The sequence below is a fragment of the Pseudoduganella sp. genome (assembly GCF_041914865.1).
Lineage (GTDB): Bacteria > Pseudomonadota > Gammaproteobacteria > Burkholderiales > Burkholderiaceae_D > Rugamonas.
Map to the genome: position 1 here is coordinate 26165 of NZ_JAYSCO010000056.1, position 12808 is coordinate 38972.

Here is a 12808-nt window from a genome sequence, read left to right on the forward strand (position 1 = left end):
CCGCGGCAGCGCCATCTTCATGCTGGCGTCGCTGCGCGGCGATGGCGCGGCGCGCATCCAGCCGCGCGAACTGGCGCTGCAGGTGGCCGGCGCCACCAGGGTGCCGATATTCACGCACTCCGAATCGCTGGTCATGCCGGGCGTGGCCGGCGGCTACGTGGTGAGCGGCGAAGCCGTGGGGCGCCTGATGGCGCGCCTGCTGCTGGGACAGCCGGCCATGGCCAGCCAGGTGCAAGGCTATTACTTCGACTACCCGACCGCGCGCCGCGCCGGCTTGCGCAACATCCCGCCGGAGGCGGTGATGCTGAACCGGCCGCACAATGTGTGGGAGCTGTACCGCTGGCAGATTGTGGCGGTGGCCGGGCTGATCGTCCTGCAGGGCATGCTGATCACCGCCCTGGTGCTGGCGCTGCGCTCACGCCGCCGCACCATGGACGAACTGGCGTCCGAGCGCAACAGCCTGGAAGACCGCATCCTGCAGCGCACCTTGGAACTGCTGCAGGCCAACCGCAAGCTGGAGGAGCTGGCCACCACCGATCCCCTGACCGGCATCGCCAACCGGCGCAAGATGACGGAGCAGATCGCGCAGGAGCTCGAGCGCGCGCGGCGCTTCCACCACCCGCTCTCGCTGCTGATGGTCGATATCGACCATTTCAAGCGCATCAACGACACTTACGGGCATGAGGTAGGCGACCAGGCCATCATCCACACCGCCACCCTGCTCACCGCCCACTTGCGGGCAGTGGACGCAGTGGCGCGCTTCGGCGGCGAAGAATTCGTGCTGCTGATGCCGGAGACGCCGATTGCGGTGGCGGCCCACGCGGCGGAACGCCTGCGCGCGAAAGCATCGGAACTGCGCGTGCGCGCGGAAGACGGAACGGAGGTGGAGCTCACCATCAGCATCGGCGTATCCTCCGCCGACCCGCACGGCGCGCCGGACACGCCCTCCTCCCTCCTGGTGCGGGCCGACAAAGCCCTTTACCGCGCGAAGAAGCACGCACGCAACCGCGTCATCAAACCCGCGCCACTGGAATGTCCACTGGGGGGTATGAAACAAAAGTGTAATTTTTTATGGAAAATGTCCACTTTTCTTCCTGACCCCGAAGTGGACATTCCGGGATTCGTGGGCTTACTCGAAATCCGGCTGCGCGGAAGGATGTGCGGCCTTGAATGCGGGCAGATCGGCGCAGTTGGCGGCGATGCGGGCCACGTTCGGGTACGGCGCCAGGTCAATCTCAAAACGCTGGGCGTTGAACACTTGCGGTACCAGGCAACAGTCGGCGAGGGTCGGCGTGTCACCGTAGCTGAAGCGGCCCATGTCGCCGTCGCGCTCCAGGTGCGCTTCCAGCGTGGCCAGGCCTTCGCGCATCCAATGGCGGTACCACTCCATCTTCTGCTCTTCGGACAGGCCCATCGGGCCTTTCAGGTACTTCAGCACGCGCAGGTTGGTGATCGGGTGCGTGTCGCTGGCAATGGTCTGCGCCAGCGCGCGCACGCGGGCGCGGCCCACCGCATCCTGCGGCAGCAGCGGCACCAGCGGGTGCACTTCCTCCAGGTACTCGATGATGGCCAGCGACTGCGTCAGCACGATGCCGTTGTCTTCCAGCGCCGGCACCAGGCCGGCCGGGTTGACCGCGCGGTAGGCCGGCGCCAGCTGCTCGCCACCGTCGCGCAGCAGGTGCACCGGCACGGCATCGTAAGCCAGGCCTTTCAGGTTCAGCGCAATGCGGACGCGGTAGGCGGCCGAACTGCGGAAGTAGGTGTAGAGCTTCATGCCCGTTCCTCGTAATTGCGCACGGTCTGGTCGATGGCGCCGAAGATGCTCTTGCCCTGCGCGTCGTGCATTTCGATGCGCACGTTGTCGCCGAATTGCAGGAAGCCGGTCTGCGGCTTGCCGCTCTCGATGGTTTCGTACATGCGCACTTCGGCCAGGCAGCAGTAGCCCACGCCGCCATTGGCGATGCTGGAGCCGAACAGGTTGCCCTGCTTATTCGACACAGTGCCGGAGCCGATGATGCTGCCGGCGCACAGTTCGCGCGTCTTGGCCGCATGCGCCACCAGCTGGGCGAAGTTGAAGGTCATGTCTTCGCCGGCGTTCGGCTTCCCGAATGGCTGGCGGTTGATCTGCACCAGCAGCGGCAGGTGCAGCTTGTTGTCCTGCCAGTCCTTGCCCAGTTCATCCGGGGTGACGGCCACCGGCGAAAAGGCGCTGGCCGGCTTGGAGTTGAAGAAGCCGAAGCCCTTCGCCAGTTCGTTCGGGATCAGGTTGCGCAGCGAAACGTCATTGACCAGCATCACCAGGCGGATCGCATTGCCGGCGTCTTCCACGCTGGCGCCCATTTTCACGTCGCCGGTAATGACGGCCACTTCCGCTTCCAGGTCGATGCCCCAGGCTTCGTCCAGCGCGTAGATGGCGTCGCGCGGGCCGACAAAGCTGTCCGAGCCGCCCTGGTACATCAGCGGGTCGGTGTAGAAGGACTCGGGCACCTCGGCATTGCGCGCCTTGCGCACCAGCTCTACGTGGTTGATGTAGGCGGAGCCGTCGGCCCACTGGTAGGCGCGCGGCAGCGGCGAGTGCGCCTGGTTTTCATCGAACGGCTGGGCGCCCGAGGCGCTGCCCTGGTTCAGCAGGGCGTAGATCTGCTTCAGCTGCGGCGCTGCGGTGTCCCAGTTGTCCAGCGCGTCCTGCATGGTGGCGGCGATGGCGGGAACCGGTTGGCAGAATTTCAGGTCGCGGCTGACGACGACCAGGCGGCCGTCGCGGCTGCCGTCTTTGAGGGTGGCGAGTTTCATGTATTTCCTTAATTCTGTGGCGCGTGCATCCAGGCAGCGTGCTTCGGCGCCTTTTTCGTTTTAGACCATTCTTCCAGCATTTCCCACTTCACATCGTCCAGCTTTTGCATCATTTCCGGGGTGCCGGTGTTGGCCGCCAGTTCCAGGCGGTGGCCGTTCGGGTCGAAGAAGTAGATCGACTTGAAGATGGTGTGGTTGACGGGACCCAGCACTTCGATGCCGGCGGCCACCAGGCGCTCCTTGGCGGCCAGCAGCTCATCCATCGAAGCCACTTCCAGCGCCAGGTGCTGCACCCAGGCCGGGGTGTTTTCGTCGCGGCCCATCTCCTTCTGCGTCGGCAGCTCGAAGAAGGCGAGGATGTTGCCCTGGCCTGCGTCCAGGAACACGTGCATGTACGGGTCCGGCGCCTTGGTCGACGGCACTTCGTCTTCGGCGATGGCCAGCACGAAGTTCATGTTCAGATGCTTGACGTACCACTCGACGGTTTCCTTGGCGTCCTTGCAGCGGTAGGCAACGTGGTGGATTTGCTTGATTTTCATGGCGGGGCTCCTTTGCGATTCCGCCATTAAACCCCTGTTTCAGCTATCATACAAACGATATTTTCACGTTGATTTATTAATTTTCCTGATGAATCCCACCATCCGCCAAATGCGCGCCCTGATCGCCGTGGCCCGCACCGGCAGCTTTACCGCCGCCGCCGACCTGCTGCACGTGACACAGTCCGCGCTCTCGGGCCAGATCAAGGAACTGGAGCAGCTGCTGGGCGTGAAGGTGGTGGAGCGCAATACGCGCCGCGTGCAGCTGTCCGAAGTCGGGCGCGAGCTGTATCCGCTGTTCGACAAGATGCTGCAGGACCTGGATGGCGCGATGGCCGATATCGCCAGCCGCAAGGCGCTGAAGAAAGGCATCGTGCGCGTGGCGGCGCCGCAGATGATGGCGTGCACGCTGCTGCCGCAGGTGATCAGCCGCTTCCGCGCCTCCTATCCGGACGTGCAGGTGCAATTGGTGGACTGCCCGGTCGATAACGTGGCGGCGCGCGTGGTGAGCGGCGAAGTGGATGTCGGCATCGGCCCCGAGCGCGACGTGACGGCCGAGGTGGATGCGCAGCTGCTGTTCGAGATGCCTTTCGTGGTGGTGTGCCCGCCCGGCCATGCCCTGGCTGCGCGGCACCGCGTAGCCTGGGCCGAGGTCAACCAGCATTCCTTCATCGCCCTGCAGGGCCAGTTCACGGAACGCCTGCTGCGCGACATGACCACGCTGGCGCCGTACAACGAGGTGACCTTCATGACCACGGCGCTGGCCATGGTGGCAGCGGGCCTGGGCATTACCGCCTGCCTGCCCTATGCCGAGCCGATGGTGCGCCTGTACGGGCTGGAAATGCGGCCGCTGGTGGAGCCGGAACTGACGCGCAAATTCTTCATCTACACCAAGACTTCGCGCACGCCCTCGCCGGCTGCGGAACGCTTCATCAGCGTGCTCGGCGACTATTCCCTATAATCTGCGGCATGTCGCACAATACGATTGAAGCCAACAAGGCTATGGATAAGTTCGACGGCCACCACCAGGTGTGGCTGTTCGGTTATGGCTCGCTGATCTACAAGGCGGACTTTCCTTTTATCGAGCGCCGCCCGGCGTACATCGTCGGCTGGTCGCGCCGCTTCTGGCAAGGCTCGCACGACCACCGCGGCACACCGGAAGCACCGGGCCGCGTCGCCACCCTGGTGCCGTCCGAAGGCGCCGTCTGCCACGGCATGGCTTACCTCGTCACACCGGAAGAATTCGCCCACCTCGACCACCGGGAAAAGAACGGCTATCTGCGCGTGGCGATCGACATCCATTTCGAAGCCGGCGGCACGGAGGAAGGCCTGATCTACATCGCCGCCGCCGACAACGCCGCCTGGCTGGGCGAAGCCAGCGAGGAAGAAATCGCCCGCCACATCGCATCCGCCGCTGGCCCCAGCGGCCCTAATGCGGAATACCTGCTGCGCCTTGCCGAGGCCTTGCGCGACATGGGGCACCATGACGAGCATGTGCATGCCATCGAAGCCCTGCTCGCCGCGTCTCTGCTTACGCCAAAAGTGCCTTAAGCACCACAATCCCAGTCCCTAATACTCCCACCGCAAAGGCAAGGGCCAGCATAGAGTTTCTTGCGGCATCGTTGTCGCGAAAGTGGTAATGGATGAACCTCGTAAACATATTTCCTCCTGCGTTAGCGCATGCCAAAGTGAATAATCGCATACAGGCTTGCAGATGCAAGTGCGAAGAATAATGACGTGCAAAAGCAAGAAAAATGCCGCGGCCAGCTGATATGCGCCGGCTTCTCAACAGGTGTCGAGTAGAGCGCGCCACCGGTCGCTACGATACTGCTCATCACCAGGCACACATTGGCCAATCCATTCGAGATCTGCAACAACGCTGCAGGCGGTGTCGCTAGTTCGCTGGCAATGGTCCCGTACTCGTACAATGCTGAGGCGCAGAACGCAATGGCGACCCAGCATAACTGCCCGTCCTTCACTGGCGCAATCCATTTTAAAGATGAGCGGGCGCCAGCAGGAAGAGGTAACGGTCTCAACATGAACAGGACGAAGACCGGTGCCAGCAAAGGTACGGCAATGTTGACGAGAAACCAGCCCATGATGACCTCCCATGGTCAAAACAAATCCATCTGCCCCGCTTTGGCGGCGGCGCGGGCACGGGCGCCGGAGGGTGGGATGTAATCGGGGCGTTTGAACTGCGAGCAGTCGAGCGAGCGGAATTTGCTGTGGCGGCCGTGGAAGCCGAAGCGTGTGATACCTTTTTCGATACGCTGCTGGATCAGGTCGGCCCACACGCCTTCCCCGCGCATGCGCGAACCGAACTCTGCTTCATAATCCTTGCCGCCGCGCATATCGCGCACGCGGTTCATCACGCGCGCGGCGCGGTCGGGAAAGTGGGCTTCGAGCCATTCCTTGAACAAAGGGCTCACTTCCCACGGCAGGCGCAGCACGACGTAGGTGGCCATGACCGCGCCGGCATCGCGCGCGGCGGCCATGATTTTCTCGATGTCCGGTTCAGTGACGAAGGGGATGATGGGCGCGATCGAGACGCCGACTGGAATGCCGGCCTTGGCCAGGGTCTCGATCGTGCGCAGGCGGCGCGCCGGTGCGGCGGCGCGCGGCTCCAATGTGCGCGAGATCTTGCTGTCGAGCGTGGTGATGGTGATCGAGGCGGCCGCCAGGTTGCGCTCGGCCATCGGCGCCAGGATGTCGATATCGCGCTCGATCAGGGAGGATTTGGTGATCAGGCCCACCGGATGGTTGCACTCGGCCAGCACCTGCAGCACGCGCCGCGTGAGCTGGTAGTCGCGCTCGCAGGGCTGGTAGGCGTCAGTGTTCACGCCCAGGGCGAGCGATTCGACTTCATAGCCGGGCTTCGACAGTTCGGCGCGCAGCAGTTCCGGCGCGTTGACCTTGGCGAACAGCTTGGTCTCGAAGTCGAGCCCCGGCGACAGGCCGAGGTAGCTGTGCGATGGTCGGGCGAAGCAGTAGATGCAGCCATGCTCGCAGCCGCGATAAGGGTTGAGCGAGACGCTGAACGGGATATCGGGCGACTGGTTGCGCGTGAGGATGGTCTTGGCCGTCTCTTCGGTGACGATGGTGCGCGGCGGCAGCTTTTCAGCGTCGGCATCGTCCGGGTCCGGCGCCCAGCCGTCATCGAACGCTTCGCGCGCCTGCAATTCGTACCTGCCTTGCATGTTTGATACCGCGCCGCGCCCTTTCTGGGCCTTGCGCGAAACCGGCGGCAGCATTACCTGCCCCTCTAGATCATGGTCCTGCATGCGGCGCCCCAATGCAAACTACTGTTTATTTATACAGTATTCTAAACCTGCTGCGCCTCGCCTGCAAGCCAAGCTGGTATCATGCGCACTTCTCCGGGATACCCCCCGACCTTCAAAGAGCAATAAATGAGCAAATCTACCAATCTGCCTTCCTTCGGAAGCAGGATTTCCCTCGCCATTGGCGCCTTCTTCAAGACCCTGGGCGACGCCGAATTCGCCGCGCGCGTGCGCGACGATGGCATCGGCCCGGTTTCCGCTCCGGCCCCGGCGCCTGTCGCCACGCCGGCACCCGTCCAGGCCCCAGCCGCCGCGCCGCTGCGCGAAGCCACGCCTGACGCTGCATTGCAGCTGCTGTCGCTGTTCCAGCGCGAAGCGCGCCTGATCGACTTCACGCAAGAAAACCTGTCCGGCTATTCGGACGCCGATATCGGCGCCGCCGCGCGCGTAGTGCACGAAGGCTGCGCCAAAGTGCTGCGCGAGCACTTCTCGATCGAAGCGATCCGCAGCGAAGCGGAAGGCAGCCGGGTGACGCTGCCGGCAGGCTTCGACGCCGCCGCCGTGCGCCTGACCGGCAATGTGGTGGGCCAGGCGCCGTTCAGCGGCACCCTGAGCCACCGTGGCTGGCGCGCCTCCAGCGTGCGCCTGCCGAAGCTGGCGGAAGCGCATGACGCAAAAGTGCTGGCACCGGCCGAGGTGGAACTGTGAGCGAACCGCGTTACGCCATCGGCATCGACCTTGGCACCACCCACAGCGCGCTGTCCTATGTTGAACTGGCCGGCAGCGACGGCGAGAAGACCAAACACGGCGTGCTGGGCATCCCGCAGCTGACCGCGCCGGGCACGGTGGAAGAACTGCCGCTGCTGCCAAGCTTCCTCTATCTGCCGCACGCCGACGAACTGGCGCCGGGCGAACTGTCGCTGCCTTGGGCCGCGCCGGAAGGCCAGGCTGCGGTGGCGGGCGAAATGGCGCGCAGCCGTGGCGCCACCACGCCGATCCGCCTGGTGTCCAGCGCCAAGAGCTGGCTGTGCCACCCGGGCGTGGACCGCCGCGCCGGCATCCTGCCCAACGACGCGCCGGAAGAAGTGACCCGCGTCTCGCCGCTGGAAGCCTCCACCCGCTACCTGAAGCACCTGCGCGCGGCATGGGACCATGCCCACCCGGAAGCGCCGTTCAACGAGCAGGCGGTCACCGTCACCATCCCAGCCTCGTTCGATCCGGCGGCGCGCGAACTGACCGCCGAGGCGGCACGTGCAGCCGGCTACGACAACATCACCCTGCTGGAAGAGCCGCAATCGGCCCTGTACAGCTGGATCCAGAACAGCGATGGCCGCTGGCGCAAGGAAGTGAAGCCGGGCGACATCATCCTGGTGGTGGACGTGGGCGGCGGCACCAGCGACTTTTCGCTGATCGCCATCCTGGAGCGCGACGGCGTGCTGGAGCCGCACCGCGTGGCGGTGGGCGACCATATCCTGCTGGGCGGCGACAATATGGATCTGGCGCTGGCGCACCTGGTGGCGCGCAAGCTGGCCGCCAACGGCACCCAGCTCGACGCCTGGCAGATGCGCGCGCTGACCTACGGCTGCCGCGCGGCCAAGGAAAACCTGCTGGCCAACGCGCAGGCCGAAACCTGGCCGATCGTGGTGCCAAGCCGCGGCTCGAAACTGATCGGCGGTTCGATCCGCACCGAGCTGACCCGCGCCGAAGTGACCACCTTCATCACGGACGGCTTCTTCCCGAAAGTGGAAGCGTCGGCCCGCCCGGCCGTGCGCACCCGCGCCGGCCTGACCCAGCTTGGCCTGCCCTATGCGCAGGACGCAGCCATCACCAAGCACCTGGCAGCCTTCCTGGCGCGCCAGGTGGGCGCGACGGCGGAACTGGAGGGCTTTGCCGGCCGCGTCAACGCGGAGCACAGCTTCCTGCATCCAAGCGCGGTACTGTTCAACGGCGGCGTGTTCAAGTCCGAACTGCTGGCGAACCGCGTGATGGAAACCATCAACGACTGGCTGTACATGGAAGGCGCGGAACCAGCCCGCATGCTGGGCGGCGCCGACCTGGACCTGGCGGTGGCGCGCGGCGCGGCCTACTACAGCTACGTGCGGCGCGGCACCGGCGTGCGCATCCGCGGCGGAACGGCGCGTTCCTACTACGTGGCGGTGGAATCGTCGATGCCGGCCATTCCCGGCATGGAACCGCCGATCCAGGCCCTGTGCGTGGCGCCGTTCGGCATGGAAGAAGGCAGCGAGCTGGAACTGCCGGGCCAGGAGTTCGGCCTGGTGGTGGGCGAGCCGGTGCACTTCCGCTTCTTCGGCTCCTCCGTGCGGCGCCAGGACCAGATCGGCACCGTGCTCGATTTCTGGGGCCCGGACGAACTGGTTGAGCTGAACGAGATCCAGGCCACGCTGTCGCCGGAAGGCCGCACCGTGGGCGAGGTGGTGCAGGTGCGCCTGCATGCCTACGCCAGCGAGGCGGGCACGCTGGAGCTGCTGGCGGTGGCGCAGGATGGCCAGCGCTGGAAGGTCGAATTCGACGTGCGCGGCGCCGGCGAAGGCCAATGACGCAGTACCTGGTCAGCATCGACCTGGGCACCACCAATTCGGTGCTGGCTTACGCGGCGCCGGGCGGCGCGGTGCAGCTGTTTGAAGTCGAGCAGCTGACCGCGCCCGGTGAAGTGGGCGGCGCCAAGCTGCTGCCCTCCTCCCGCTACCATCCGGCGCAAGGCGAGATCGCCGCCGGCGACCTGGCTTTGCCATGGGCCGAGCCGGTGCTCGATGGCGTGCCTGCCGGCGCGGTGATCGGGCGCCTGGCGCGCCAGCTGGGCGGCCAGGTGCCGGGGCGGCTGGTCTCCAGCGCCAAGAGCTGGCTGTCGCATACGGGCGTCGACCGCATGGCGCCCATCCTGCCGTGGGGCGCGGCCGACGATGTGGCGCGCGTGTCGCCGGTGGCGGCCAGTGCCAGCTACCTGGCGCATTTGCGCGCGGCCTGGAACACCCGCTTCCCTGCCGCGCCGCTCGAGCGCCAGCAGCTTGTCCTGACCATTCCCGCCTCCTTCGACGAAGGCGCGCGTGCGCTCACGCTGGAAGCGGCGCGCATGGCGGGCCTGCCGTCCCTGCGCCTGCTGGAGGAGCCGCAGGCGGCCCTGTACGACTGGCTGTACCGGCAGCGCGACGCGCTGGCGCAGGAACTGGCCGGTGCGCGCCTGGTACTGGTGGCCGACGTCGGCGGCGGCACCACCGACTTCACGCTGGTGAAGGTGGAGATGGTGGACGGCGCGCCGCAGCTGACCCGCATCGGCGTGGGCAACCACCTGATCCTGGGCGGCGACAATATGGACCTGGCGCTGGCCCACCTGGCCGAACAGCGCCTGGCCGGCAGCGAGGCGGACGGCGCGCCGGCGCAGCGCCTGTCGGCGGCGCGCCTGGCGCAGCTGACGGAACGCTGCCGCGCCGCCAAGGAAAGCCTGCTGGCGCAGGATGCGCCGGAACAGGTCAGCGTCACCTTGCTGGGCGCCGGCTCGCGCCTGGTCGGCGGCAGCCGCTCGGTCACGCTGACGCGCGCCGACGTCGAGCGCATCGTGCTGGACGGCTTCTTCCCCCTCAACGAAACGCAGCAAGCGGCGCACTCCAAGCGCGGCGGCATTGTCGAATTCGGCCTGCCCTACGCCAGCGATCCTGCCGTGACGCGCCACCTGGCCAGCTTCCTGCGCCAGCATGGCGCCGCCGCGCGCGCCGCGCTCGGCCTGGCGGACGATGGCCGCCTGCCGGTGCCGGACACCTTGCTGCTGAACGGCGGCGTGTTCCGCGCCGCCAAACTGGCCGAACGCCTGGCCGCAACGCTCGGCGCCTGGCGCGGCCAGCCGGTGCGCGTGCTGCACAACGACGATCCCGATGTCGCCGTGGCGCGCGGCGGTGTGGCCTATGCGCTCGGCAAGCAGGGCCTGGCGCCCACCATTGCCGGCGGTTCGCCGCGCAGCTACTGGCTGCTGCTCGACAATGCGCGTGCGCCCGGCGTCACGCGGCGCGCCGTCTGCCTGCTGCCGCGCGGCAGCGCGAGCGGGCAGGAAGTACGCCTGACGGAACGCAGCTTCGCGCTGCGCCTGGGCCGCCCGGTACGCTTCCACATCGCAACCACGCTGGCCGACGCCACGCCGCCGCAGGCCGGCGACGTGGCCGACCTGCCGCCTGACGAACTGACCGCCTTGCCCGCCATCGCCACCGTGCTGCGCGACCGCAGCGACGCCGGCGCGCGCAAGGAAATCACGGTGCAGCTGGCGGCCTCGCTGACCGAAGTGGGCACGCTGGAAGTGCACTGTGAAGCCGATGGCCAGCGCTGGCAGCTGGAATTCCAGCTGCGCGAGCATGGCGACGCCGCCGGCAGCGACGGCGACGACGGCGCAGCGGAAGCCGCCAATGAGCCGGCCCTGCCCGCGCGCCTGCCTGAAGCGCTGGAAAAAATCGACCGCATTTTCGGCAGCCGCGCGCAGCAGGTGGACGTGAAGGAAGTGCGCCAGCTGCGCAGCCAGCTGGAACACCTGCTCACCAGCCGCGAACGCTGGACCACGCCGCTGCTGCGCCGTCTGTTCGACGCGCTGATGGAGCGCGCCAAAGGCCGTCGCCGTTCGCCGGAGCATGAACGCACCTGGCTGAACCTGGCCGGCTATTGCCTGCGCCCCGGCTTCGGCCATGCGCTGGACGAATGGCGCATCGAGCAGCTATGGGCGCTCTTCGAAAGCGGGGTGCAAAACCACAAGGACAGCCAGGTGTGCGCCGAATGGTGGACCTTGTGGCGCCGCGTCTCGGGCGGCCTGCCACCGGCCGCGCAACTGCGCCTGCTGGACGATTTCGCCTTCAACCTGCAAGCCGACGCCAGCGAGCGTGGCCGCCGTCCCGTCACCCTGGTCAACGGCAGCGAGGAAGACATGCTGCGACTGGGCGCCTCGCTCGAGCGCATCCCCTCGGCCTACAAGGCCGAAATCGGCAACTGGATGGTGGGCGAACTGCCCAAGGCGAAGAACCTGGCCACGCAGACGCGCTACCTGTGGGCGCTGGGCAGGGTCGGCGCGCGCCGCCCGTTCCACGGCAGCGCGCACGATGTGGCGCCGGTCGAAACAGTCGAGCAATGGCTGCAGGCCATCCTGCAGCTGGACTGGCGCAAGGTGGAGCCGGCCGGCTTTGCCGCCGCCCACCTGGCACGCATGACCGGCGACCGTTCGCGCGATATCGGCGACGCCTTGCGCGCCGAAGTGGTGCGGCGCCTGGAAAGCGCCGGCGCGCCGCCCAGCTGGCCGGCCATGGTGCGCGACGTCGTGCAGCTGGACCAGGCCAGCGAGCAGCGCCTGCTGGGCGAGGCTTTGCCGCCCGGCCTGAAACTCCTCAGCTAGGGCGCCCGCTGCGGGCGGCCTGCGCCTGCTGCTGCGCCACAAACCCGTCGAAGGCCGCGATCACGCGGTCGTAGCGGTACGCGTCCCCTTCCAGCTGCGCCAGCGCATAGCACGTCGCCTCCAGCGTCGACAGCTGGTCCGGCGCGTGCGCCTTGCGGATCAGGTAATGGGAAGGCGGCGTGTCACGCAAAGGCAGGCGCGGCATAGCTTGCAGCAACGGGTTCAGGTAAAGCATCTTGCGGCTCTTGCGCCAGGTGGCGTCCAGCACCACCAGCTGCACCTGGTGCGGCGCCAGGGCGGCGTCATAGGCGGGCGGCGGAGCGATGCCGAGCGAACGGTCGCCGGGCGTGTCCGGGTACAGCAGCACGGGCTGGCGCCCGTCGCGTCCCAGCATGGCGCGCAGCGCGCCATCATCGAACTGCTCGCCGACTTCGATGCGGCTGCCCGGCAGGCACAGATGCAGCAGGCGCGCGCTGCCCTTGGCGTTGGCCACTTCCATCGGGTGCTGCAGGATCAGGACTTCGGCTGCGCTGGCGACCGGCGCCGCCCAGCGGCAGATGCAGGTGGCGGCGGGACGCAGGCAGGTGGCGCACATCGGGCGCCGCGGCATGGTGTTCATGCCGCGGATCATACACCAGCGCTCAGGCTTGCGCGGGCGCGCCCAGCAGCTCGTCCAGCTGCGCCAGCTGCGCCGGGTCTTTCACGACCGCGCGCAGCCACTCATGCAGCGGCAGTTCACCCCAGCTGGCGGCCTTGTCGGCCAGGTAGGCGACGGGGCTGTGCGGTTCCGTACGGCGGAAAAAATCCGCCACCAGGCGCAG

11 protein-coding genes and 2 pseudogenes are annotated in these 12808 nt (G+C 67.0%); 6 read left to right on the forward strand and 7 right to left on the reverse strand.

Features of this window, described 5'->3' with window-relative positions:
• Window positions 1-430: 430 nt before the first annotated feature.
• Window positions 431-1003 (forward strand): annotated as a pseudogene (locus tag ACE3TQ_RS21205) (GGDEF domain-containing protein); the annotation flags it as partial.
• A 126-nt stretch (window positions 1004-1129) separates the two neighbouring features.
• Here the strand turns inward: ACE3TQ_RS21205 and maiA are convergent.
• From maiA to ACE3TQ_RS21220, 3 genes are read right to left on the reverse strand one after another with little or no spacing between them, the layout of a single operon-like run.
• Window positions 1130-1774 carry a maleylacetoacetate isomerase gene (gene maiA, locus ACE3TQ_RS21210; RefSeq protein ID WP_374584741.1) on the reverse strand — a complete coding sequence of 215 codons (645 nt, stop codon included), beginning with the start codon at window positions 1772-1774 and terminating at the stop codon, window positions 1130-1132.
• Window positions 1771-2793, reverse strand: a complete 1023-nt coding sequence (locus ACE3TQ_RS21215) for a fumarylacetoacetate hydrolase family protein (RefSeq protein ID WP_374584718.1) — start codon at window positions 2791-2793, stop codon at window positions 1771-1773. Before ACE3TQ_RS21215 ends, maiA begins: the two co-directional genes overlap by 4 nt.
• Before the next feature lie 8 nt (window positions 2794-2801).
• Entirely contained in the window at window positions 2802-3332 is a 531-nt protein-coding gene (locus tag ACE3TQ_RS21220; RefSeq protein ID WP_374584720.1) for a VOC family protein, read from the reverse strand.
• Window positions 3333-3420: 88 nt separating this feature from the next.
• Between ACE3TQ_RS21220 and ACE3TQ_RS21225 the strand changes: the two genes are divergently transcribed.
• Both ACE3TQ_RS21225 and ACE3TQ_RS21230 read left to right on the forward strand, forming a co-directional pair.
• Entirely contained in the window at window positions 3421-4290 is an 870-nt protein-coding gene (locus ACE3TQ_RS21225) for a LysR family transcriptional regulator (protein ID WP_374584721.1), read from the forward strand.
• A gap of 8 nt (window positions 4291-4298) precedes the next feature.
• Window positions 4299-4880, forward strand: coding sequence for a gamma-glutamylcyclotransferase (locus ACE3TQ_RS21230; RefSeq protein WP_374584723.1), 582 nt, complete (start codon window positions 4299-4301; stop codon window positions 4878-4880).
• A gap of 122 nt (window positions 4881-5002) precedes the next feature.
• Here ACE3TQ_RS21230 and ACE3TQ_RS21235 read toward each other — a convergent pair whose 3' ends face one another.
• Both ACE3TQ_RS21235 and ACE3TQ_RS21240 read right to left on the reverse strand, forming a co-directional pair.
• Window positions 5003-5428: a hypothetical protein gene (locus ACE3TQ_RS21235; protein ID WP_374584725.1), complete on the reverse strand. Its 426-nt coding sequence runs from the start codon at window positions 5426-5428 to the stop codon at window positions 5003-5005.
• A 15-nt stretch (window positions 5429-5443) separates the two neighbouring features.
• Window positions 5444-6610: a PA0069 family radical SAM protein gene (locus tag ACE3TQ_RS21240; protein ID WP_374584727.1), complete on the reverse strand. Its 1167-nt coding sequence runs from the start codon at window positions 6608-6610 to the stop codon at window positions 5444-5446.
• 126 nt (window positions 6611-6736) lie between these two features.
• On the opposite strand from ACE3TQ_RS21240, the gene ACE3TQ_RS21245 reads away from it, so the two are divergent.
• Genes ACE3TQ_RS21245 through ACE3TQ_RS21255 form a run of 3 tightly spaced genes read left to right on the forward strand, consistent with a single transcriptional unit; the run spans window position 6737 to window position 11987 of the window.
• Window positions 6737-7315 (forward strand): DUF2760 domain-containing protein, encoded by a 579-nt coding sequence (locus tag ACE3TQ_RS21245; protein WP_374584729.1) that lies wholly within the window; start codon window positions 6737-6739, stop codon window positions 7313-7315.
• A complete protein-coding gene (locus ACE3TQ_RS21250) occupies window positions 7312-9165 on the forward strand; it encodes an Hsp70 family protein (protein ID WP_374584731.1) in 1854 nt (617 codons plus the stop codon). Before ACE3TQ_RS21245 ends, ACE3TQ_RS21250 begins: the two co-directional genes overlap by 4 nt.
• Window positions 9162-11987, forward strand: coding sequence for an Hsp70 family protein (locus tag ACE3TQ_RS21255; RefSeq protein ID WP_374584733.1), 2826 nt, complete (start codon window positions 9162-9164; stop codon window positions 11985-11987). The genes ACE3TQ_RS21250 and ACE3TQ_RS21255 overlap by 4 nt, the downstream gene beginning before the upstream one ends.
• On the opposite strand, the gene ACE3TQ_RS21260 is transcribed toward ACE3TQ_RS21255, so the two are convergent.
• Entirely contained in the window at window positions 11980-12606 is a 627-nt protein-coding gene (locus ACE3TQ_RS21260; protein ID WP_374584735.1) for a tRNA-uridine aminocarboxypropyltransferase, read from the reverse strand. The genes ACE3TQ_RS21255 and ACE3TQ_RS21260 overlap by 8 nt on opposite strands.
• Before the next feature lie 22 nt (window positions 12607-12628).
• Window positions 12629-12808 (reverse strand): annotated as a pseudogene (locus ACE3TQ_RS21265) (type VI secretion system protein TssA); the annotation flags it as partial.